At 41.4% G+C, this 24,780-nt stretch carries 20 protein-coding genes; 18 read left to right on the top strand and 2 right to left on the bottom strand.

Features of this window, described 5'->3' with window-relative positions:
- Positions 1–255 precede the first annotated feature (255 nt).
- Positions 256–741, top strand: a complete 486-nt coding sequence (locus HMPREF2885_RS06350) for an LURP-one-related/scramblase family protein (protein ID WP_000847085.1) — start codon at positions 256–258, stop codon at positions 739–741.
- A 21-nt stretch (positions 742–762) separates the two neighbouring features.
- Positions 763–3,381 (top strand): alanine--tRNA ligase, encoded by a 2,619-nt coding sequence (gene alaS / locus HMPREF2885_RS06355; protein ID WP_070657505.1) that lies wholly within the window; start codon positions 763–765, stop codon positions 3,379–3,381.
- An 86-nt stretch (positions 3,382–3,467) separates the two neighbouring features.
- On the opposite strand, the gene HMPREF2885_RS06360 is transcribed toward alaS, so the two are convergent.
- A complete protein-coding gene (locus HMPREF2885_RS06360; RefSeq protein ID WP_070657507.1) occupies positions 3,468–4,916 on the bottom strand; it encodes an alpha-amylase in 1,449 nt (482 codons plus the stop codon).
- A gap of 272 nt (positions 4,917–5,188) precedes the next feature.
- Here HMPREF2885_RS06360 and HMPREF2885_RS06365 point away from each other — a divergent pair, with 272 nt between their 5' ends.
- From HMPREF2885_RS06365 to HMPREF2885_RS06440, 16 genes are all read left to right on the top strand, one after another.
- Entirely contained in the window at positions 5,189–6,352 is a 1,164-nt protein-coding gene (locus tag HMPREF2885_RS06365; protein WP_070657508.1) for a class I SAM-dependent rRNA methyltransferase, read from the top strand.
- The gene (gene aroD / locus HMPREF2885_RS06370; protein ID WP_070657510.1) at positions 6,349–7,026 is read left to right on the top strand and encodes a type I 3-dehydroquinate dehydratase; all 678 of its coding nucleotides are present in this window, start codon (positions 6,349–6,351) and stop codon (positions 7,024–7,026) included. The genes HMPREF2885_RS06365 and aroD overlap by 4 nt, the downstream gene beginning before the upstream one ends.
- Positions 7,016–7,870 (top strand): shikimate dehydrogenase, encoded by an 855-nt coding sequence (locus HMPREF2885_RS06375; protein WP_070657512.1) that lies wholly within the window; start codon positions 7,016–7,018, stop codon positions 7,868–7,870. The genes aroD and HMPREF2885_RS06375 overlap by 11 nt, the downstream gene beginning before the upstream one ends.
- Before the next feature lie 18 nt (positions 7,871–7,888).
- A complete protein-coding gene (gene aroB, locus HMPREF2885_RS06380; RefSeq protein ID WP_070657514.1) occupies positions 7,889–8,956 on the top strand; it encodes a 3-dehydroquinate synthase in 1,068 nt (355 codons plus the stop codon).
- A 9-nt stretch (positions 8,957–8,965) separates the two neighbouring features.
- Entirely contained in the window at positions 8,966–10,132 is a 1,167-nt protein-coding gene (gene aroC / locus HMPREF2885_RS06385) for a chorismate synthase (RefSeq protein ID WP_070657516.1), read from the top strand.
- A 9-nt stretch (positions 10,133–10,141) separates the two neighbouring features.
- Entirely contained in the window at positions 10,142–11,245 is a 1,104-nt protein-coding gene (locus HMPREF2885_RS06390; protein ID WP_070657518.1) for a prephenate dehydrogenase, read from the top strand.
- 10 nt (positions 11,246–11,255) lie between these two features.
- Entirely contained in the window at positions 11,256–11,594 is a 339-nt protein-coding gene (locus HMPREF2885_RS06395) for a YlbF/YmcA family competence regulator (RefSeq protein ID WP_070657520.1), read from the top strand.
- 90 nt (positions 11,595–11,684) lie between these two features.
- Positions 11,685–12,968 (top strand): 3-phosphoshikimate 1-carboxyvinyltransferase, encoded by a 1,284-nt coding sequence (aroA, locus tag HMPREF2885_RS06400; RefSeq protein WP_049550381.1) that lies wholly within the window; start codon positions 11,685–11,687, stop codon positions 12,966–12,968.
- A complete protein-coding gene (locus HMPREF2885_RS06405; protein ID WP_065371889.1) occupies positions 12,961–13,437 on the top strand; it encodes a shikimate kinase in 477 nt (158 codons plus the stop codon). The genes aroA and HMPREF2885_RS06405 overlap by 8 nt, the downstream gene beginning before the upstream one ends.
- Positions 13,434–14,282 (top strand): prephenate dehydratase, encoded by an 849-nt coding sequence (pheA, locus tag HMPREF2885_RS06410; RefSeq protein WP_065371888.1) that lies wholly within the window; start codon positions 13,434–13,436, stop codon positions 14,280–14,282. Before HMPREF2885_RS06405 ends, pheA begins: the two co-directional genes overlap by 4 nt.
- Positions 14,279–15,574 (top strand): LCP family protein, encoded by a 1,296-nt coding sequence (locus tag HMPREF2885_RS06415; RefSeq protein WP_065371887.1) that lies wholly within the window; start codon positions 14,279–14,281, stop codon positions 15,572–15,574. The genes pheA and HMPREF2885_RS06415 overlap by 4 nt, the downstream gene beginning before the upstream one ends.
- 143 nt (positions 15,575–15,717) lie before the next feature.
- Positions 15,718–16,554 carry a LicD family protein gene (locus HMPREF2885_RS06420; RefSeq protein WP_065371886.1) on the top strand — a complete coding sequence of 279 codons (837 nt, stop codon included), beginning with the start codon at positions 15,718–15,720 and terminating at the stop codon, positions 16,552–16,554.
- Positions 16,551–17,519: a glycosyltransferase family 2 protein gene (locus HMPREF2885_RS06425; RefSeq protein ID WP_070657521.1), complete on the top strand. Its 969-nt coding sequence runs from the start codon at positions 16,551–16,553 to the stop codon at positions 17,517–17,519. Before HMPREF2885_RS06420 ends, HMPREF2885_RS06425 begins: the two co-directional genes overlap by 4 nt.
- Positions 17,520–17,540: 21 nt before the next feature.
- Complete coding sequence (locus HMPREF2885_RS06430) at positions 17,541–19,700, top strand: LicD family protein (RefSeq protein ID WP_070657522.1); 2,160 nt, start codon at positions 17,541–17,543, stop codon at positions 19,698–19,700.
- 57 nt (positions 19,701–19,757) lie between these two features.
- Entirely contained in the window at positions 19,758–20,570 is an 813-nt protein-coding gene (locus HMPREF2885_RS06435) for a LicD family protein (RefSeq protein WP_000004176.1), read from the top strand.
- A gap of 42 nt (positions 20,571–20,612) precedes the next feature.
- Positions 20,613–23,141: an MBL fold metallo-hydrolase gene (locus tag HMPREF2885_RS06440; RefSeq protein WP_065371883.1), complete on the top strand. Its 2,529-nt coding sequence runs from the start codon at positions 20,613–20,615 to the stop codon at positions 23,139–23,141.
- 46 nt (positions 23,142–23,187) lie between these two features.
- On the opposite strand, the gene HMPREF2885_RS06445 is transcribed toward HMPREF2885_RS06440, so the two are convergent.
- Complete coding sequence (locus HMPREF2885_RS06445; protein ID WP_070657523.1) at positions 23,188–24,666, bottom strand: oligosaccharide flippase family protein; 1,479 nt, start codon at positions 24,664–24,666, stop codon at positions 23,188–23,190.
- Between the last annotated feature and the right edge of the window lie 114 nt (positions 24,667–24,780).

Genomic DNA, 24,780 nt, shown 5'->3' on the forward strand with positions numbered 1-24,780 from the left:
TATTTGGTTTATTGTCGGCTTTTCCAGTTGACGCAAGCTTTAAAAAACGATATAATAAGAAAGTTGAGAATTGATTTTCAGTTGTCTTAGTCCAGAGAAATGGCGGTGCTGCGAGCCATCTAAGCTAGGAAATCATGCTACTCAATCAGACAATTGCATAAGAATAAGAGAATGACAAGTTCATTGAATGAAGGTGGTACCGCGGTTTTTCGCCCTTCGTGATATGGACTTGTCTTTTGATTTTTGGAGGTGTTTATGAAGACATTTCTCGTGAAACAAAAATTTCGTCTTGGAGGCGAACGTTTTGATATCAAGGATGATAGAGGAGTAGTGAACTATCAAGTGGAGGGATCTTTCTTCCAAATTCCTAAGACCTTTACCATCTATGACGCCTATGGTGAGCAAGTCAGTGAGATTAGTAAAGAATTTTTCACTTTGCTTCCTCGATTTACTATTCAGCTACGAAACGGTTCAAATTTCGTTATTCGTAAGAAGTTGACCTTCTGGCGAGATAAGTATGAGTTTGATAATCTGGGACTTCGCATCGAGGGCAATATCTGGGATTTGAATTTCAAATTACTAGATGATCGTGATCAGCTTGTCGCCGAGATTAGGAAAGAGATTTTCCATTTAACATCGACTTACAACGTAACCGTCTATGAAGACTCTTATGCAGACCTAGTCATTTCCCTTTGTGTCGCGATTGACTATGTGGAAATGCTGGAAAGCCAATCAAATTAAATAAGTAAATAAGGAGATATTATGAAACAACTATCTAGTGCTCAAGTTCGCCAAATGTGGCTTGACTTCTGGGCAAGCAAAGGTCACTCTGTAGAACCATCAGTGAGTTTGGTTCCAGTAAACGACCCAACTCTTTTGTGGATCAACTCAGGAGTGGCAACTCTTAAGAAATACTTTGACGGGACTATCAAACCTGAAAATCCACGTATCACCAATGCGCAAAAGGCTATCCGTACCAACGACATCGAAAATGTCGGAAAAACTGCGCGTCACCATACTATGTTTGAAATGTTGGGGAACTTCTCTATCGGGGATTACTTCCGTGATGAAGCTATCACTTGGGCTTATGAGCTTTTGACAAGCCCAGAATGGTTTGATTTTCCAGCTGAAAAACTCTACATGACCTATTACCCTGATGACAAAGATTCATACAATCGTTGGATTGCTGTTGGTGTAGATCCAAGTCACTTGATCCCAATCGAGGATAATTTCTGGGAAATCGGTGCTGGACCTTCTGGACCAGATACAGAGATCTTCTTTGACCGTGGAGAAGCCTTTGATCCAGAAAATATCGGTATTCGTCTTCTTGCAGAAGATATCGAAAATGACCGTTACATCGAAATCTGGAACATCGTTTTGTCACAATTTAACGCTGACCCAGCCGTACCTCGTAGTGAGTACAAGGAATTGCCACACAAGAACATTGATACGGGCGCTGGTTTGGAGCGTTTGGTGGCCGTTATTCAAGGGGCTAAGACAAACTTTGAAACAGACCTCTTCATGCCAATCATCCGTGAAGTTGAGAAATTGTCTGGTAAGGTTTATGACCAAGATGGCGACAACATGAGCTTCAAGGTCATTGCTGACCATATCCGTTCTCTTTCATTTGCCATCGGTGATGGTGCCCTTCCTGGAAATGAAGGTCGTGGTTATGTCCTTCGCCGTCTCCTCCGTCGCGCGTCTATGCACGGTCAAAAATTGGGTATCAACGAGCCTTTCCTTTACAAACTCGTTCCAACTGTTGGAAAAATCATGGAAAGCTACTACCCAGAAGTGCTTGAAAAACGTGACTTTATCGAGAAAATTGTCAAGAGCGAGGAAGAGTCATTTGCCCGTACTCTTCACTCAGGTCAACACTTTGCAGAAACCATCGTAGCTGACTTGAAAGCCAAAGGTCAAACGGTCATTGCTGGTTCAGATGTTTTCAAACTCTACGATACTTATGGATTCCCAGTGGAATTGACAGAAGAAATCGCTGAAGAAGCTGGTATGACTGTAGACCGTGAAGGTTTTGAAGCAGCCATGAAAGAGCAGCAAGAGCGTGCGCGTGCATCTGCTGTTAAGGGTGGCTCAATGGGAATGCAAAATGAAACCCTCCAAAACATTACAGTGGAAAGTGTCTTCAACTATAATGCCAGCCAATTGCCTTCTAAGTTGGTGGCTATCGTGGCTGACAATGCAGAAGTAGAAGCTGTTTCTGAAGGAACTGCCTCTCTTATCTTTGCGGAAACTCCATTCTATGCTGAAATGGGTGGACAAGTAGCTGACCACGGTCAAATCTTGGACGCTGCTGGAAATGTCGTGGCTACTGTGATAGATGTTCAAAAAGCACCAAATGGCCAAGCTCTTCATACTGTTGAAGTTCTTGCTCCTCTTGCTTTGAACCAAGAATACACCTTGGCTATTGACAGCAATCGTCGTCACCGTGTCATGAAAAACCACACTGCGACTCACTTGCTCCATGCGGCCCTTCACAATATCCTTGGACACCATGCGACACAAGCAGGATCTCTGAACGAAGTAGAATTCCTTCGCTTTGACTTCACTCACTTCCAAGCTGTAACTCCTGAAGAGTTGCGCGCCATTGAACAGCAAGTCAATGAGAAAATCTGGGAAGCAATTGCTGTAGAAACTGTTGAGACAGATATTGACACTGCTAAAGAAATGGGAGCTATGGCCCTCTTTGGTGAGAAATACGGTAAGGAAGTTCGTGTTGTTACGATTGGTGACTACTCAGTGGAACTTTGTGGTGGTACCCACGTTGGCAACACTTCTGAGATTGGTCTCTTCAAGATTGTCAAAGAAGAAGGAATCGGATCAGGAACTCGCCGTATCTTGGCAGTAACTGGTAAGGAAGCCTTTGAAGCTTATCGCGAACAAGAAGACGCTTTGAAAGCCGTCGCATCAACCTTGAAAGCCCCTCAACTCAAGGAAGTTCCTCATAAGGTTGAAGGGCTTCAAGAACAACTCCGTCAGCTTCAAAAAGAAAATGCAGAATTGAAAGAAAAAGCCGCAGCCGCAGCCGCAGGCGATGTCTTCAAGGATGTGATGGAAGTCAACGGTCACCGTTACATTGCAAGCCAAGTTTCTGTATCAGATGCAGGCGCCCTTCGTACCTTTGCGGATAACTGGAAACAAAAAGACTACTCTGATGTGCTTGTCCTAGTTGCAGCCATCGGTGACAAAGTCAACGTTCTTGTAGCTAGCAAGAGCAAAGACATCCACGCAGGTAATTTGGTAAAAGAATTGGCTCCAATCGTTGATGGACGTGGTGGTGGTAAACCAGACATGGCCATGGCAGGAGGAAGCAACCAAGCGAAAATTCAAGAACTCTTGGATGCAGTAGCAGGTAAATTGTAAGACAATAAAGATCTATCCATTTGGGTAGGTCTTTTTGCCTACTTAAAAAGCCAAATCCGCTTGGATTTGACTTGTAACTGATAGGTTTATTTTGTTGCCCAGACACTGACTGAACCCGCTGCTACTGGAAATTCTCCATACCCTTCAGCATTGATTGTAACTTGTGCTGGATGATTTTCAAGGAGATCAACAAAAGTCTGCTCAGCCCATTCTTGACCGACAAACATGGATTTGCTGTTTTCTTGGTCATTTGAGATAAGGACAGCGATTGGAGATTGATGTTCAGCACCTGAACGGACCCATCCGATACAGTTAGGATCATCAAAGTAGTCTGTTTGCTCTCCATAGGCCAAGTCTTTTCGAATGGCTAGGAGACGATCAAGAATTTCTCTGAAATCTTGTTGAGCATATTGCCCTGAAATGCCGTAATAATCTCCGTAAAAGACACATGGAAGACCATCTTGGCGTAATAGAATAAGGGCATAGGCTGCTGGTTTGAACCATTCTTCAACAGTAGACTCAAGGGCTTGACCTCTTTGGGTATCGTGGTTGTCGACAAAGGTCACAGCCTTATCGGGTTTTAGTTCAACTAAGCTATCAGTAAAGATAGTACGAAGGTCGTAGCTTGCTCCAGCCTGACTAGCTTCAAAGAGATTCTGGTGGAGACGAACATCGACAAGGTCAAAACGTTCCTCCGTTTTTTCAAGGTAGTCTAGATTAGCCTCCTTGTCTGGGTTCCAAAATTCCCCAAAAACATAGAAATCTTGACCGTATTTTTCCTTCATATCACGGATGAAATTGCGCATAAAGAAAGAGTCAATGTGTTTGACGGCATCCAAGCGGAAACCAGCAATACCAGTCGTTTCCATGAACCAGTCAGCCCAGTCATAGATATTTTTGATCACTTCAGGATGCTTAAAGTCTAGGTCGGCATACATGAGGTAGTCGTAGTTGCCGTTTTCATTATCGACCAATTCCTCGTTTGCCCAGCCCTTGTTGTCCCCTTGGATCAGGTAAATGCCAGATTTACGGCGTTTGGCATCGTAGTCTGTACCTGTGAAGTGGTACCAGTGCCAGTGGAAGTCATTGTAGGTATTTTGACGACCATCGAAAGTAAAGTGAGTCCAACCATTGATGGTGAAGGGCTCGCTTAGTTGAACGGTACGGTCCTCAGGGTCCACTTCAATAACCTGAAAGGATTCCATGTGATCGGCTGCAGCCTTGTGATTGAGCACCACATCGGCCATAGGTCGAATTCCCTGAGCCTTTAGGGCTTGAATGGCTTGAAGATAGTCTTCTTTAACCCCATACTTGGTACGGACAGTCCCTTTTTGGTGAAATTCACCTAGGTCAAATAGGTCATATACCCCGTAACCCACATCTTTTTCATTTGTAGCCTTGAAGGCTGGTGGCATCCATACGTGGCTAATTCCCAAATGGGCTAGGTGCTCTGCATCATTTGTCAGTCGCGTCCAGTGTTGGCCGTCGTGAGGCAGATACCATTCAAAGTATTGCATAAGTGTTTGATTTTGCATTGTTTTTCCTCTTGCTTATCAATGTTGTGTTTTATTCTACCATAAAGTTTAGAACTAGGCAAACGTTTGCGCAAGATTCTATACTCATTTCTGTTTTTGTCTATTTTTAGCGAATAGAATCTCTCTTTCCATTATAAGGGAAAGGATGTTTTGGTGGAAAAGTAAATGGAATAAACTTATTTTAACAAAAATGACACTCAGTAAACTAAAGTAAAAATGGTTAAACGGTTTCTTTTTTGAGAATTGTCACAAAATTTGCTATAATAGTAGCTATGAATAGAATTAGGGTCAGCAGACGCGTTGAAAAAAAGCTAGCTAAGGGTCTAGTTCTTTTGGAAGCAAGTGATTTAACAGATATTGAACTGACGGATCAGGCAGTAGAAGTTCTTAGTCAAGACGGGAAGTTTTTAGGGAGCGCCTATCTTTCTCAACAGAATAAGGGAATCGGTTGGTTGGTCAGCAAGGAAAAGGTTCGTTTCAATCAAGCCTTTTTTGAAATCCTGTTTCGTAAGGCTAAGGAAGATAGAAAGCCTTATTATCAAGATGACTTGACTACTGCCTTTCGCCTTTTTAACCAAGAGGGGGATGGTTTTGGTGGTCTGACTGTTGATCTCTATGGAGATTATGCTGTTTTTTCTTGGTACAACTCCTTTGTTTACCAAATTCGTGAGCTAATCGTAAAGGCTTTTAAGGAAGTTTTTCCTGAGGTCTTGGGGGCTTATGAGAAGATTCGTTTTAAAGGTCTAGACTACGAGTCTGCCTATGTTTATGGTGAGGAAGCGCCGGATGATTTTACTGTTCTTGAGAATGGCGTTCTCTATCAAGTCTTTATGAATGATGGCTTGATGACAGGGATTTTCCTGGACCAGCATGAGGTTCGTGGAAGTCTGGTTGACGGTCTAGCCATGGGCAAATCCTTACTTAATATGTTTTCCTATACGGCTGCCTTTTCAGTTGCTGCAGCGATGGGAGGCGCTAGTGAGACGACTTCTGTCGACTTGGCCAAACGGTCCAGAGAGCTGTCAGAAGCTCATTTTCAGGCAAATGGACTCAGCACGGACAATCACCGTTTTATCGTCATGGATGTCTTTGAGTACTTCAAGTACGCCAAGCGAAAAGGCTTGACCTATGATGTGATTGTTCTTGATCCGCCGAGCTTTGCCCGCAATAAAAAACAAACATTCTCTGTAGCTAAGGACTATCACAAGTTGATTTCCCAAAGTCTAGAGATTTTAAATCCGGGAGGGATTATCATTGCCAGTACCAATGCTGCCAATGTTTCCCGCCAGAAATTTACAGAACAAATTGATAAAGGTTTTGCAGGAAGAAGGTATCAGATCTTGAACCAATATGGTCTTCCAGCAGACTTTGCCTATAATAAAAAAGATGAAAGCAGTAATTACCTCAAGGTGATTAGTATGAAGGTTAGTAGATGAAATTAATCGTTTCAGTGATGCCAAGAAGTTTAGAAGAAGCGCAAGAACTGGATGCAACTAGGTATGAAGATGCCGATATCATTGAGTGGCGTGCGGACTTTCTTACAAAGGACGCTATTTTACAGGTAGCACCCGCTATCTTTGAGAAATTTGCAGGACGCGAACTTGTATTTACCCTTCGGACCCGCGCTGAGGGAGGAGAAATCGAACTTTCCTCAGAAGAGTATGTTCAAATCATTAAGGAAGTTACTCAGCTTTATCAGCCGGATTATGTAGATTTTGAGTATTTCAGCTACAAGGACGTTTTTGAGGAAATGTTGGATTTTCCAAATCTTGTTTTGAGTTACCATAATTTCCAGGAGACACCTGAAAACATGATGGAAATTTTGTCTGAGTTGACCAGTCTCTCTCCGAAAGTGGTCAAGGTATCAGTTATGGCCCATACGGAGCAGGATGTTTTAGACCTGATGAATTACACTCGAGGATTTAAGACACTCAATCCTGAGCAAGAGTACGTGACCATTTCCATGGGGAAAATGGGCAAGGTATCACGCATTACTTCAGATGTGACGGGTTCAAGTTGGTCATTTGCTAGTCTGGATGAAGCGAGTGCCCCAGGTCAGATTTCGCTATCAAACATGAAGAGAATCAGGGAGATTTTGGATGAAGCTTGATGGCTATACACGTTTAGCTGCAGTTGTTGCCAATCCCATCAAACACTCTATTTCACCCTTTATCCACAATAGGGCCTTTGAGGCGACAGCTACCAATGGTGTCTATGTAGCTTGGGAGATTGAAGCGGGTGATTTGGCAGAAACAGTCGCCAATATTCGCCGTTACCAGATGTTTGGCATCAACCTGTCTATGCCTTACAAGGAGCAGGTTATTCCTTATCTGGATGAGTTGAGTGATGAGGCTCGTTTGATTGGGGCGGTCAATACAGTTGTTAATCAAGACGGAACTTTAATTGGATATAATACAGATGGCAAGGGATTCTTTAAGAGCTTGCCTTCTTTTACAATTTCGGATAAGAAAATGACCATTCTGGGAGCAGGTGGTGCGGCCAAATCAATCTTGGCACAAGCTATTTTGGATGGGGTCAGTCAGATTTCGGTCTTTGTACGTTCAGCTTCTATGGAAAAAACAAGACCTTACCTAGACAAGTTGCAGGAGCAAACAGGTTTTAAAGTGGACTTGTATGCTTTAGAAGATCTTTCTGAACTGCAATCAAGGATTGCCGAGTCGGACCTGCTCGTCAATGCGACCAGTGTAGGGATGGATGGCCAGTCGTCGCCAGTTCCAGAAAGTATCAATTTGCCAGAGGCTCTCTTGGTCGCAGATATCATTTACCAACCTTTTGAGACACCATTTTTGAAATGGGCTAGAAGCCAGGGCAATCCAGCTGTCAATGGTCTGGGAATGTTGCTCTATCAAGCTGCTGAAGCTTTTCAACTGTGGACAGGTAAAGAAATGCCGACAGAAGAAATTTGGCAGTCCTTAACAGAAAAATATAAATAGTGAAAAGGAGATCCTACTATGAAAATCAGAATCGATATTCCGCATCATCCTTATGATATTCAGATTGAAAAAGGTTGTCTGGCTCAGGCTGGTCAATGGTTGCGAGAACTCTGGCAACCACAAAAAGTGGTTATCGTAACCGACAACCATGTAGCCTCTCTCTATGCAGAGAAGGTTAAACTCAGCCTAGAAGATGCTGGTTTTCAGGTAGCTGTTTTTGACTTTTTAGAAGGCGAAGAACGAAAAAATTTAACCACTGTTCAGAAGGTCTATGAATTTTTAGTCAAGCAAGGTCTGACTCGTAGCGATGGGATTGTGGCTCTTGGTGGTGGTGTCGTTGGGGATCTAGCTGGTTTCGTAGCCTCTACCTATATGCGGGGCATTCACTTTGTTCAGATTCCGACTAGTTTGACTGCTCAGGTTGATTCTTCTATCGGTGGAAAGACGGGTGTCAATACTCCATTTGCTAAAAATATGGTGGGAACTTTTGCCCAACCAGATGGAGTTCTGATTGATCCGCTTGTCCTTGAAACACTCGGAAAAAGAGAGTTGATTGAAGGAATGGGTGAGGTTATTAAGTATGGCTTGATTGAGGATCCAGAACTATGGGCTCTCTTGACGGAGCTGGATGGTTCTGTAGAGAGCATTCTGGAGCATGCAGAGACTTTGATTGAACATTCTTGTCAGGTTAAGCGGAAGATGGTGGTCGAGGATGAGTTGGACAATGGTGTTCGCCTTTACCTCAATTTTGGGCACACTATTGGTCATGCTATTGAAGCGACTGCTGGCTATGGCAAGGTCATGCATGGTGAGGCTGTGGCTATGGGGATGGTGCAGATTTCCAAGATTGCTGAGGAAAAAGGCCTCATGCCAGCTGGTATAACCCAGTCCATCACAGCTATGTGTCAGAAATTTGGTTTGCCTGTTGACTATGAAAACTGGGATGTTGACAAACTTTATCAGGCTTTGACTCATGATAAGAAAGCGCGTGGGAACACCTTGAAATTGGTCTTGGTACCAGGGCTTGGTTCAGCGACCATTCACCCAGTTTCTCTGGAAGAGATGAAAGACTACTTGGTAAAATAAGGAGAACGTATGAGATATTTAACTGCGGGAGAATCACACGGACCCCGTCTGACGGCTATTATTGAAGGAATTCCTGCTGGACTTCCTTTGACAGCTGAGGATATTAATGGAGACCTTAAACGCCGTCAGGGTGGCTACGGTCGTGGTGGTCGTATGAAGATTGAGAGTGACCAGGTTGTCTTTACTTCGGGCGTTCGCCACGGGAAGACGACAGGGGCTCCTATTACCATGGATGTCATCAATAAGGACCACCAAAAATGGTTGGATATCATGTCTGCGGAGGACATTGAAGACCGCCTGAAAAGCAAGCGGAAAATCACTCATCCTCGTCCAGGTCATGCTGATTTGGTTGGGGGCATCAAGTACCGTTTTGACGATTTGCGAAATTCTTTGGAGCGTTCATCAGCTCGTGAAACAACCATGCGAGTAGCAGTTGGAGCAGTAGCCAAACGACTTTTGGCTGAGCTAAATATGGAGATTGCCAATCATGTCGTGGTCTTTGGTGGCAAGGAAATAGATGTACCTGAAAATCTGACAGTCGCTGAGATTAAGGAACGAGCTGCCCAGTCTGAAGTTTCTATTGTCAACCAAGAGCGGGAACAGGAAATCAAGGACTATATTGACCAAATTAAGCGTGACGGTGATACCATCGGTGGGGTTGTGGAGACAGTCGTCGGAGGTGTTCCAGTTGGCCTTGGATCCTATGTTCAATGGGACAGAAAATTAGATGCGCGATTGGCCCAAGCAGTTGTCTCTATCAATGCCTTTAAAGGGGTGGAATTTGGTCTCGGCTTTGAAGCTGGTTACCGTAAAGGCAGCCAGGTTATGGATGAAATTCTCTGGTCTAAAGAAGAGGGCTACACTCGTCGTACCAATAATCTAGGTGGTTTCGAAGGTGGCATGACCAATGGGCAAACCATTGTTGTTCGTGGTGTTATGAAACCCATTCCTACTCTTTATAAACCACTCATGAGTGTGGATATCGAAACCCACGAACCTTACAAGGCAACTGTTGAAAGAAGTGATCCGACCGCTCTTCCAGCTGCAGGTGTGGTCATGGAAGCCGTTGTAGCAACGGTTCTGGCGCAAGAAATCCTTGAAAAATTCTCTTCCGATAATCTAGAAGAATTAAAAGAAGCGGTAGCCAAACACCGTGAGTATACAAAGAACTATTAAGGAGTTCCTATGGCAAAAACAGTCTATATCGCAGGTCTTGGTTTGATCGGTGCTTCGATGGCCCTCGGTATCAAACGCGATCATCCTGATTATGAAATTTTAGGCTACAATCGCAGTCAGACTTCGAGAGACATTGCCTTGGAGCGGGGGATAATTGACCGTGGAACGGATGATTTTGCTAGTTTTGCTCCTCTGGCAGATGTCATCATTCTGACCTTGCCGATCAAGCAGACCATTGCTTTTATTCAGGAGTTGGCAGGTTTGAACTTGAAAGAAGGCGTCATTATTTCAGATGCGGGCTCTACCAAGGCTGCCATTGTGGAAGTTGCTGAGGAATACTTGGCTAGCAAGTCAATTCGTTTTGTCGGGGCTCATCCCATGGCTGGTAGCCACAAGACAGGAGCTGCCTCGGCAGATGTCAATCTCTTTGAGAATGCCTACTATATCTTTACTCCATCTAGTTTGACTAGTTCAGACACGCTTGAGGAAATGAAGGATCTGCTTTCAGGCCTTCATGCTCGTTTTATCGAGATTGATGCCAAGGAGCATGATCGAGTGACTTCTCAGATTAGCCATTTTCCGCATATCTTAGCATCAGGCTTGATGGAACAAACTGCTAGTTATGCTGAAGAACATGAACTGGCGAGACGCTTTGCTGCGGGTGGTTTTCGAGATATGACTCGCATTGCGGAAAGCGAGCCAGGTATGTGGACTTCTATTCTATTGTCCAATCGTGAGACTATTCTAGATCGGATTGAGGATTTCAAGGAACGCTTAGATGAGATTGGTCAGGCTATTAGCAAGGGGGAAGAAGAGCAGATTTGGAACTTTTTCAACCAAGCGCGTGCGCAACGTCAGGCTATGGAAATCCATAAACGTGGTGGTGTGGATAGTTCTTACGACCTCTATGTCGACGTTCCCGATGAAGAAGATGTCATCTTGCGGATTTTGGAATTGCTACGTGGAACTTCCTTGGTCAACATCCACATCAACGAAGAAAACCGTGAAGATGTTCACGGGATTCTACAAATTTCATTTAAAAATGCTCAAGATTTGGAACGAGCTGAGCGCTTAATTACAGAAAATACGGACTACACAGTCGTCATCAAATAAGGAGAAAATCATGTCAAATATTTACGATAGTGCAAATGAACTCAGTCGCGGGTTACGCGAATTACCAGAATACAAGGCAGTTAAGGCAGCCAAAGATGCCATCCAAGCTGATGAACAAGCTAGCAAGATTTTTGCAGACTATCTCGCTTTCCAACAAGAAATCCAAGTCATGGCGCAAACAGGACAAATGCCAGATGCTTCTTTCAAAGAAAAGATGCAGTCTTTCAGCAAGCAAATCCAAGAGAACGCTCTTTTGTCAGATTTCTTTGCCAAACAGCAACAATTATCTATTTACCTTTCAGACATTGAAAAAATTGTCTTTGAACCTGTTTCAGAATTATTGAAATAGTATTTTATCTGTATAAAAGCCAGAAATTTCAGGAATTTCTGGCTTTTTTGTGATAAAATAAGAAAAAGTATTGCAAGTATGAGGTCAACTATGAAACTAAAAACAAACATTCGCCACTTACATGGCAGTATCCGGGTTCCAGGTGACAAGTCTATTAGCCATCGTTCGATTATTTTTGGAAGTTTGGCTGAGGGCGAGACTAAGGTTTATGATATTTTGCGTGGAGAGGATGTACTTTCAACCATGCAGGTTTTTCGTGACCTTGGTGTTGAAATTGAGGATACAGACGGTGTGATTACCATTCAAGGTGTGGGCATGGATGGCTTAAAAGCTCCGCAAAACGCCTTGGATATGGGAAATTCTGGCACCTCAATTCGCCTGATCTCAGGTGTTCTTGCTGGTGCAGACTTCGAAGTAGAGATGTTTGGAGATGATAGTCTTTCTAAACGTCCTATGGACCGTGTGACGATTCCATTGAAAAAAATGGGCGTTAGCATTTCGGGGCAAACAGAGCGAGACCTCCCCCCTCTTCGCCTAAAAGGGACGAAAAATTTAAAACCGATTCACTATGAGTTGCCAATCGCCTCTGCGCAAGTCAAGTCTGCCTTGATATTTGCAGCCTTGCAGGCTCAGTGGGAGTCCGTTATTATCGAGAAAGAATGTACTCGTAACCACACCGAAGATATGTTGCAACAATTTGGTGGCCATTTAAGTGTGGATGGCAAGAAAATCACAGTTCAAGGACCACAAAAACTGATCGGACAAAAGGTAGTTGTTCCAGGAGATATTTCCAGTGCAGCCTTTTGGTTGGTCGCAGGTTTGATTGTTCCAAACTCTCGTGTGGTGCTGCAGAATGTAGGCATCAATGAGACGCGTACTGGTATTATTGATGTCATTCGCGCCATGGGTGGAAAATTGGAAATAACTGGAATCGATCCAGTCGCTAAATCTGCAACCTTAACTGTTGAGTCTTCAGACTTGAAAGGAACAGAGATTGGTGGTGCCTTGATTCCACGTTTGATTGATGAATTGCCTATTATTGCCCTTCTAGCGACTCAAGCCCAAGGTGTAACAGTTATCAAGGATGCTGAGGAACTCAAGGTCAAGGAAACAGATCGCATCCAGGTGGTGGCAGACGCCCTAAATAGCATGGGAGCAGATATTACTCCTACAGCAGATGGAATGATTATCAAAGGGAAATCAGCCCTTCACGGTGCTAGAGTCAATACTTTTGGTGACCACCGTATCGGCATGATGACAGCCATCGCAGCCCTCTTGGTTGCGGATGGAGAAGTGGAGCTTGACCGTGCTGAAGCCATCAATACCAGCTATCCTAGCTTCTTTGATGATTTGGAGACTTTGATTCATGGCTAAGGTATTACTCGGATTTATGGGGGCAGGCAAATCGACAATCGCTAGAGGATTGGACCCAGTCTACATCGATATGGATGCCTTAATCGAGGAACGTTTGGGCATGTCCATTGCGAATTTTTTCACTGAAAAGGGAGAAGATGCCTTTCGTCAAGTAGAGTCAGAAGTCCTAGCTGACTTACTAAAAACGGACCGAGTTGTGTCAACTGGCGGAGGAGTTGTCATTTCTCAGAGAAATCGTGACTTGCTCAAAACCAATCCTGATAACATCTACCTAAAAGCAGATTTTGAAACCCTCTACCAACGTATCGCAGCTGATAAGGACAATCAGCGCCCGCTGTTTCTAAATAATAGTAAGGAAGAACTAGCAGCTATTTTCCATGAAAGACAAGCTTGGTATGAGGAAGTAGCCAGTCGGGTTTTGGATGTGACCAAGTTAAGCCCAGAGGAAATTATAGAGGAACTGAGATGAAAATTGCCTATCTAGGTCCCAAGGGATCTTTTTCGCATCATGTTGTGCAGACAGCCTTTCCCAAAGAGGAATTGCATGCCTTTGCCAATATCACAGATGTTATCAAGGCCTATGAACAGGGCTTGGTGGACTATTCTGTGGTACCAGTTGAAAACTCCATTGAAGGTAGTGTCCATGAAAGTTTGGATTACCTTTTTCACCAGGCTCGCATCCAAGCAGTGGCAGAAATCGTTCAATCCATTCACCAGCAGCTGATGGCAGTTCCAGGTCAGTCAAAAATTGAGAAAATTTTTTCTCATCCTCAGGCTCTGGCTCAGGGAAAAAAATTCATCGATGAACACTATCCAGAGGCTCAAATCGAGGTGACTGCTAGTACAGCCTATGCGGCCCGCTTTATTTCGGAACATCCAGATCAGCCTTATGCAGCTATTGCTCCTAAAAGTTCAGCTGAAGAATATGGCTTGGAATTAATTGCCGAGGATATTCAGGAAATGGAAGCCAATTTCACACGTTTTTGGGTGTTAGGGGCAGAGATACCGAAGATTCCTTTGAACTCGCAAGCTGAAAAAATGAGTTTGGCCTTGACCTTACCAGACAACTTACCTGGTGCTCTTTACAAGGCACTTTCGACCTTTGCTTGGAGAGGGATTGACTTAACAAAGATTGAAAGTCGCCCCCTTAAAACAGCCTTGGGAGAATACTTTTTCATTATCGATGTAGACTATAGTGACAAAGAACTGGTTCATTTTGCCAGACAAGAACTAGAAGCCATTGGAATCCAGCACAAGATACTGGGAACCTACCCGATTTTTACCATAACTGATATAGAAAAGGAGAGTCAATGAGCAAAGAAAATCCTTTAAGTCATCACGAGCAGTTACGTTATGACTATCTCTTCAAAAATATCCATTACCTCAACGACCGTGAACGGAGGGAGTTTGATTATCTGCAACAGAAAATGGCAGGTCCCAAGTCTGAAGTTCACCATTTCCACCAAGAAGAAAAAGAAGAAACTTGGGGTAGAGATATTGATCTTCCGACTTATGGCAGTAGAAGCCGGTCTAAGAAACGTGAAAAGGGAGCTCCTCAACCTAAAGTCAAAAAGAAAAAGAGAAGAATTCGCTTTAAACGAATACTGACTTGGTTCTTGCTGTTGATTACATGCGTGCTTGCAGGGATGATTTTTATGTTTCTTCGAGGATTCCAGTCAGCAGCCAATCCAACAAATAAGCCAGCTGACGCCAAGGCGGCTCAAGTAGAGGTCTTTAACGGTCAGGATACCAAAGATGGTGTGAATATTTTAGTCATGGGGACAGATGGCCGTATCGGTCAAAATAGTGCGGAGACCCGTACCGACACAATCATGGTACTAAATGTCAGTGGATCGGATAAGAAGATCAAGCTAGTCAGCTTTATGCGTGACAACTTAGTTTATATCGATGGGTACAGTAAGATTGTAAATGGCCAGAAACAGACGGATAACAAACTCAATGTTGCTTATGAACTTGGGGAACAAGAAGGGCAAAAAGGTGCTGAGATGGTCCGCAAGGTTCTAAAAGACAACTTTGATTTGGATATTAAGTACTATGCCCTGGTCGACTTCCAGGCTTTTGCAACAGCCATTGATACCCTCTTCCCTGACGGAGTAACGATTGATGCTCAATTCTCAACATTGAATGGTCAACCTTTGACAGAAGCCACAGTTGGAGATGACCTTCATGCAACAGAGACAGAGTCCCCAACTCAAACTATCAAAGTTGGAAAACAGCAGATGAATGGGTCCACCTTGCTGAACTATGCTCGCTTCCGTGATGATGATGAGGGAGACTATGGCCGAACCAAACGTCAGCAACAAGTCATGTCAGCAGTTCTTGAGCAAATCAAAGATCCAACCAAGCTCTTTACGGGATCAGAGGCACTTGGAAAAGTCTTTGGCATGACATCAACAAATCTACCATATAGCTTCTTGTTGACCAATGGCTTATCTGTCCTAGAAGGTGCTCAAAATGGCATTGAAAGACTCACCATCCCAGAACTTGGTGACTGGGTGGACGCTTATGATATCTATGGTGGACAAGGACTTCTAGTTGATCAAAATAAATACCAGACCAAACTCGCCCAAATGGGAATGAGATAGAATACGATAAAAAAATCAAAGTTTGAATCACCAGTGAAAAAGTGGTTTAGGCTTTGATTTTTCTTAGTATCTGATGGATTTTTAGGACTTTTTTATGGTATAATAAAACGATATAACTCGTTATTGGACAGAAGAGGAGAGACATGAGTGATTTGAAAGCGATTCAGGCTCGTAGTCTGGAAATGGCTGAATATTTCGTCGCATTTTGTAAAGAACATGATTTGTTGTGCTATCTCTGTGGTGGAGGAGCCATTGGTGCCCTACGTAACAAAGGTTTCATTCCTTGGGATGATGATCTAGACTTTTTCATGCCACGTAAGGACTATGAAAAATTAGCAGAACTGTGGCCTCGTTATGCAGATGAGCGTTATTTCTTGTCAAAGAGTAACAAAGATTTTGTAGACCGTAACCTTTTTATTACCATTCGTGATAAGGAAACCACTTGTATCAAGCCTTATCAGAAGGATTTGGATTTGCCACACGGTTTGGCCTTGGATGTTTTACCTTTGGATTATTATCCTAAAAATCCAGCTGAGCGTAAGAAACAAGTTCGTTGGGCCCTGATTTATTCACTCTTTTGTGCGCAAACTATCCCAGAAAAGCATGGTACAGTCATGAAATGGGGAAGTCGTATCTTACTCGGCATGACTCCAAAATCTCTACGTTATCGCATTTGGAAAAAAGCTGAAAAAGAAATGACCAAGTATGGTCTGGCTGAGAGCGATGGAATTACGGAATTATGCTCAGGTCCTGGCTACATGCGAAACAAATACCCAATCGCAACCTTTGAAGACAATCTTTTCTTGCCATTTGAAGGAACTGAGATGCCCATCCCAGTCGGCTATGATGCCTATCTCAGCACTGCTTTTGGGGACTATATGACACCGCCGCCAGCGGACAAGCAAGTACCGCATCATGATGCTATTATAGCAGACATGGACAAGAGCTACACAGAGTACAAGGGAGAATATGGAGCATGATGGGAGAAAAAATAAGCGTTATCGTTCCAGTCTACAATGTAGAAGCCTATCTGGAGCGATGTGTGGAGTCGATTCTTCAACAGACTTATACCCATTTTGAGTTAATCCTAATTAATGATGGTTCTACTGATTCCAGTGGACAGATCTGTGATCACTTAGCATCTCAGTATGAGAATATCAAGGTTTATCATATCGAGAATGCTGGAGTTTCAAATGCTAGAAATATGGGAATTCAGCTAGCGACGGGTTCTTGGGTTACCTTTATTGATAGCGATGATTTCGTTACCCAAGATTACCTAGCTACTTTATTAAGTGCAGTTGAAGGGTTGAATGTAGGCTTTGTAATTGCTCCTCTACACCATATCAAAAATGGCATTGTAATAGACCTACCTCCACATTCTGGAAAAACAGAACTCTGGTCAACAGAAGAAACCATGAAGGAACTACTGATGACTACCAGAACATCATTTTTTCCAGTCGCAAAACTGTTTAAGAGAGACCTGCTTGCGGATGAAAAGTTTAATACCAATTATCACCTAGCTGAAGATGCTCTATTTTTAACTGAATTGCTACTAAAGACAAGATGCAGTTGCGTATTTATTGACAAACCTGTTTATTATTATGATCACCGTGAGGGAAGTGCAACAACATCTGTTAATCGACATGTATTTGACACGATAGAAGTTTATCAGCGAATAATTGCTCAAGTTTCACAAGCCTTCCCTAATTTAAAATACGAATTAAAAAATAGAGAATGTTGGTCGTACATCACAGTTTACGATAAAATTATCTTTACTTCACGTGAAGAGTATCAAAAGGAGAAAGCCGAGCTGAGGACTTGGATTGTTCAGCACCGACGCGAAATATGGAAGGATGCTTATTTCACCACTTTTCGCAAGATAGCAATCCTTTCACTTGTCATTTCTCCATGGCTATATAAGAAAATTGTTGGATTAAAAAACTAATATCATGAGAAGGAGTTGAAAATGAATTTTTCAAAAATGGATGAATACTTTGAAAAATCAAAACTATGGATTGCATATCTATTTGTTTTTATTTCGATTTTAAGTATGAGTTCACTGGTTTATAAGATAGCAAATCCCCTCTACAAGGGATTATCAGCGATTGTAGTGCTTTATATTTGCTATACTTTATTGTTTAAGTGGAAAGAAATCACAGTAGATCGCAAATTTCTATCCTTATTTGGACTCTTAGCTGGAAGTCATCTGCTATCAGCTGTTTTCAATCGCTCAGGACATCTGATTGGAAATGTGATTGAAATCCTCTTCATGGTAACCTATGTTTTATTATTTACCATGTTACAATCAGGGCAACTTAAAAAATTATTTGACTGGATTGCCTATACGGTTCAAATTGTATCTTTTTCTTCAGCAATTTTTGCGTTTGGTTTATTGATAAGTAGAGTCCTCATCCTATTTAAGATTGGCGAACAATCTTATTACTATGGTGTCATGAATGGCCGTCTGTGGGGGATTGTCAATCCAAATGCTAGTGCGATATTTTCATACATTAGCATTATTTTGGCTATGTATTTGATCCATAAAGGAAGTAAATATTCTGTTTATCTTAAACTGAATAATGTGATTCAATTCGTTTACTTCGCTACGATGCAAAGTCGAGGAGCCTTACTTTCTTTACTTCTCATGATTGGACTCTATAGTTTCTTTGCTACTAGAGGAAGTATCGTTAAACGATTCCTCACTTTTATAGTTGCTGGTTTGCTGATTACTGCAACTAATATTGGATTAAGCTATGTAACTTCAATCTATATCTCATCTGAAACTGCGACTGTCTTAGATTTAAACAATGGACAATCCTATGCTGAGACAGATTCGTCTGTCACTAAGAAAAACGGTGAGCTCCATCTAATCGAAACAACACCAAGTGGTAGAACCTATATCTGGAAAAATGCCATCAAGATGGGAAGTGCCAAACCAATTTTTGGTTATGGTGTACGAAATGTTCCAGATTATTACACAGAATATTTCAGTAAATTTGAGATTCAAAACTCCCTTATCGGTGGGAATTTCCATAACATTTTTGTGACCATATTTGTCAGTTCGGGAGTTCTAGGTTTGGTATCCTTCCTTCTTGTACTGGCTTATGTCATCAAGCGCTTTTTAACGTATTTGATTGTTTCCAAGAAAAATACTGATAAATTGATCATGATCCTATTCTTTGGTATCTTGTTTGGTCAATTATTTGAAAGTCAGATTATGTATTCAACCAACTTTATTAATATCATCTTCTGGCTAGCGATTGGCTATGGACTCGTAGTCTGCAAACGAGATGAAGGAGTTCGGTACCAAGAAGTAACAGACATCAATGAAATTCAACAGATGGAACTTGGAATCATGGAGTATATTCATGAAGTTTGTCAGAAAATTGGTGTCAAGTATTTCTTAGCATATGGAAGTCTAATTGGTGCTGTTCGCCATCAAGGATTTATCCCTTGGGATGATGACATGGATATCTGCATGTTACGAGAAGATTATGAAAAGTTGCAAGACTACCTTATCGCTAACCCTGATAAACGTTACGAGGTCATGTCTTATAAAAATAATCTCAACTATGTCTATCCCTTCATGAAAGTGCAGGATAACCATACCTACTTGCTGGAAGAAGATGTTCGCATCGATTCGAATATGGGAATCTATGTAGATATTTTCCCTGTAGATGGCTACGAGGATGACGTAGAATTTAAAAACAAGATGACGAAACTGATAAAGAAACGTCAATTGAGTTGCTACACCTTTAAAGGCATTACCAATACGAAAAGTGTACTGAATTCACTGCTACGTTATGTGTCAGTTATTATTTTCTATTTTACCAATACGAACAAATACGTTGCCCAGATTGAAGAGCTTGCAAAATCCCGTAAAGTCTCAGATTATGAGCAGGTGGATTATCTTATCTACAAGGATATGAACAAACCAGTGTGGAGACGTGAATGGCTGGAACAAGTTACTACTGGAACATTTGAAGGTAAGGAATTTACCATTCCGAAAAATTATCATGAAATTTTGACCTCAGACTACGGAGACTATATGCAATTGCCACCGGTTGAACAAAGAGTATCTCATCATGATTTTAAATTATGGAAGATTGTTAAAAGGTCTAAATGACGGGATTGGGATTAAGAAACGTTTAAAAATATAGTCAAATTTAGGAGAATAGAACCTATGTCTGAAAGAACTTTAACTCTTGAAGAAATAAAGCAAGTAGAATTGGATATTTTAAAGTATCTACATGATCTTTGTGAACAACATCAAATCAAATACTTTATTGATTTTGGAACCTTACTAGGGGCTGTACGCCATAAAGGATTTATCCCTTGGGATGATGATACAGATATTTCCTTGGCGCGTGATGAATTTGAAAAACTGTATAAGGTTTTACAAAATGAAAATCATCCCTACTACAAATTGATTTCATTCAGAGAAACAAAGGGATATCCATACAGTTATATGAGAGTCTATGATGTAAGGACTCGTCGAGATGCTAACCTCGTAGACCCAACGGTCGTATTGGGAACTTGCGTTGACATTTTTCCTTATGATGGTGTCGTAACACAGGAAAGTGACCGTAAGAAAATGAAGCTCTACAAATATTTCATTCGCCTTTCTTCTTTGAATTTTAAAGGGATCAAGTCTGAGAATGGTGGACTAAAAAACCTCCCTCGTTATATGGGATCAGCTATTTTCCGCTTAACTTCCCCACAACTATGGAATCAAAAATTAGAGAGCCTTGCTTTGAAGTATAGTGTAGATCAAGCAACAGATCTTACTTGTACTATCTATGACCCTTATTATCCAAATGGTATAAAAAAAGAATGGCTCTATGATTTGATTGATATGCCTTATGAAGACATTGTGGTCAAGGTTCCGAGAAAATACCATGAAATACTTGTCTACGAATTTGGAGAAAACTATATGACTCCACCGCCTATTGAGCAACAAGTCCCAGGAGGGGATAAAAATTATTGGATTGATTAGATTAAAAAAGTTGCTTATTGTTAAGATAAAGGAGTTTTCAAGGTGAAAAATAAATGGTTATTAAAATCAGTCAGCTATAGTGTTCTCGCATTCTTTCTATTACTGATTCAGTTATCGCAAGGAGTAGATGCAGATACCATCTCTGCAGGTTCGGGCAATCGTATCCATTTCATAAATACTAAAGCAAAATCTGGGAGTGATGCCATCCTTCTGGAAAGCAATGGTCACTATGCTTTGATTGATATGGGTGAAGACTATGACTTCCCTGATGGGAGTGACCCACGCTATCCAAGCCGCTGGGGAATTTCCATGAGAAATTATCAAGTATTGGAGGATCGATTGATTCGCCACTTGGATCAAATAGGTGTAAAAAAATTAGATTTTATTATAGGAACTCATGTTCATAGTGACCATATTGGTGGAGCAGACGAAATACTCAATCGATATCAGGTCGGTAAGTTTTATTTGAAAAAATATTCAGATGATCGGATCACAGCAAACTGGGGACTATGGGATAATCTTTTCAATTATGATAATGCTTTGAGAGCAGCTCAAAAACGAGGAGTTACTCTTATCCAGAATATTTCAGATGAGGATAGTCATCTAAAATTAGGTGATATGGATATCCAACTCTACAACTATAAGAATGAATATGATGCTGAAGGGAATCTGAAAAAAGTTCGAGATGATAACTCCAACTCCATTGTTTCAGTAGTGACTGTGGCAGGAAAGAGAATCTATCTTGGTGGAGATTTGGATAATGCCGAGGGAGCAGAAGATAAGTTAGGTCCAGTTATCGGCAAGGTTGATATGATGAAATGGAACCATCATTATGATGCGACAATTTCAAATACGATTAATTTCCTTGAAAACTTATCACCAAAAATGATTATTCAGACAACTGGTGGAGATATTAATGTTGCTTCAACCAGAGAATACCTTCAGAAGAAAAATATTCAGGTTCTGCATGCCGCTAGCCAAACTCAAGACGCTACCGTTTTTGATATTAGCGATAAAGGATTTGCAAATGTTTCAAATACCTTCCCTGATATCCCTGTAGTTGACGAAAAATGGTATCAAGAAGATGGTTATTGGAAATATCGTTTGACTGACGGAGAAATGGCTATCGGCTGGAGAGAGATTGGTGGAGCCACTTACTTCTTTAATGGAAAAGGACAAATGCAAGCAGGTCGCTGGCTTCACCTTAACGACGACTGGGGAGAAAATGCCAAAGGGAATGATTACTATCTGAACCAAAATGGTAAAATGCAAACTGGTGGTTGGTTCAAACTAGATGACTCTTGGTATTATATCCAATCAAATGGTGCTAGACGATTTAGCGAGCTCTCTGAAATCGGAGGGAAAAAGTATCTCTTTGCAGCAGATGGGAAGATGCTAACAGGACATCAAGTCTATAATGGCAAGAAGATGTTCTTTAGCGAAAGTGGTGCACTCCAAACAGCAGGTAAGCCTTCAACTTGGCAAAAGATTGATTCAAATTGGTATTTCTATGATGAGGATGGGCTAAAGACCATCGGTAAAAAGAATATCAATGGAAGCACATACTACTTTAATCAAGAAGGTATCATGCAAACTGGCTGGGCCTTTGTTGATGGTCACTGGAACTATTTTGCAAGTTCTGGAGCTATGAAAACTGGCTGGGTCAAGGATCAGGAAACATGGTATTATCTGGATAAAGATGGCATCATGTTAACTGGCAGACAAGATATAAATGGTGTTCGTTACTATTTGAATGCTAGTGGTGCCATGCAGACTGGCTGGAAGTGGCAAGACAATAGCTGGTACTTCTATACGAACTCAGGTGCTATGAAAACGGGTTGGTTGAAAGATAAAGAATCATGGTATTATTTGGATCCAGAAACAGGTATTATGGCTGTAGGATCTAAAGAGATTGACGGTAAGAACTATTTCTTCAGCTCTGCAGGTACTATGCAAGTTGGATGGCAGTGGTCAAATGATTCTTGGCATTACTACGCTACGTCGGGCGCACTCCAAACTGGTTGGTTGAAAGATGGTGATGCCTGGTATTATCTTGAAGGTAAGGAAGGCGTTATGTTAGTCGGCCTCCATCAAGTAGATGGTAAGCAATATTACTTTAGCAAATCTGGTGCCATGCAAACAGGCTGGAAATGGTTTGATAATCATTATCGTTACTTTGAATCAAATGGAGCCATGAAAACTGGTTGGATAAAAGACAAAGGCGTCTGGTATTATCTAAATCCTGAAGATGGCATCATGTTGGTTGGCCTTCATAAAGTAAATGGTGATCATTATTACTTTGATGAATCAGGAGCTATGCAAACGGGTTGGAAACAGCTTGATGGTAATTGGTACTATTTCCAAGCTGATGGTTCTTTGTTGAAGAACGCAACAACACCTGATGGTTACAAAGTAAACGAAGAAGGAATCTGGAAACAGGCTGTTGCTGCTGTAAATAGCGATGCAGTCAAGCCAGAACAGAAACAAGAAGCTAATTCCTCTATTGTTGAACAACCTAAACAAGATTCAAATCTAGAAGCCAACGCTTCTGAAAAGAAAGAAAAAGAATAAAGAAGAAATCCCCTACTGACAACTAATTTATCAGTAGGGGATTTTTTTAATTTCGTTTTAATTTAGCAAGTACAAGGTTCAGTGCATAGTGGAGTGTTTTGTCTTTGGTAATAAAGAGGGTCAAGAGGTAATAGATACCACAAGTTGCTACGGTAGACAGAACCATGAGAATCATATTGAAGTTTACTGTGTAGGAATTGATTTGGAAAATCATCTTGAAAATATAGAAGATTGGGATAAAACCAAGGGATATAATGCTATAACGTGTTAAGGTTATAAAAATTTCTTTTAAACTAATCAGTTGGTGTTTCTTGATAAAATGAATTTCAAGTAAAACAACGATAGTTTCTGCGATAATGGTCGTAGCGATGTAATACTCAGGTGCAAAAATATTATTGAAATACAAGATGCTATTTAATAGTATATTAGCCCCACCACCAAGGAAGTAGAAGGCAGTTAAGCAATTTTCATGGTCGTTGATAAAGATAATCTGTTTACCAAGAATCAACTCTATAGCCCAAATGATGGTACGAAAAGCGAAGACGCTAGTTACGATACCCGCTTCAAGATATTTTTCAGAAGAATAAATAACAGTTGCGTACCGTCCCAATATCATGATCCCGATACTAGTTGGAACCATAAGGAAATAGAATAAGGATGCCGCTTGATTCACGAGATAATTATAGGACTTGTAATCCTTTTTACCGAGATAGTAGCCAAGGCGTGGAATACTGACGTTGATAGCTCCACTCAAGACACTGGCAATCAGCATGACGATACTATAGGCAATTGTATAGTAGGAAATATAGTTCTCATCCGGTCCCTTGGTGATAAACATTCTATCTAGCAAGGTATAAAGCATATTAGCATTTGCTAAGAGAAGCATAGTGAAGAGCGGTTTAGAAGCTTTGACTAATTCGACGAAACCAATCTTAACAAAAGAAACTTCTCTCTTAATCCAAAGAAAACTGAGCAGGTAGTTGAGGATAGTGGTCGCTGTCATAACGATAGCATAAGGAACAATATCATCTGCCGTTTTAACAAAGGCGAAGATAGCGACCAGCATGGTAATTCGAATAATTAACGTTTTGTAGAGGATGAAGGCATAGTTTTCATAAGCCTCGTTCATCCATTCGATATTGAGAAATTGGAAGAGTGCTTGAGCCCCTAGGATGTAGTAGAGAACTTTCAGATTCTCAATGCTGGTGTCAAAGAAGATAATGAGGAAGTAGATACCTGTCGTCAGGAGAGAGGTAAAAACCGAGATATAAAACAACTTAGAAAAGACGTAGTTGATTTTATTCTTGTCATCCTTGACCTTACTAATAGCTCGAATCCCGTAGTTGTATATTCCAAAGGCAGCTAGTGGAATAACAAAACTTGCCCAGGTATTGGCTGTATTGAAATAACCGTAATTGGATTTGCTGAGAATCCGCGTCAGATAAGGATTGGTTATCAGTGGAAAAACGATATTGAGAATATTGACCAGCAAGCTGGCCAAGGCATTTACTTTTATATTTTTCATTGAACATTCTTTCTTAAATCTAAAATCATATCTAGTATTATATCACATTCTCGCTTCATTCTTTTGATAAAATCGTAAAAATCTAGTATAATAGATAGACTGAAAGTATGAGGT

The sequence above is a fragment of the Streptococcus sp. HMSC062H02 genome (genome assembly GCF_001813005.1).
Classification (GTDB): domain Bacteria; phylum Bacillota; class Bacilli; order Lactobacillales; family Streptococcaceae; genus Streptococcus; species Streptococcus oralis_S.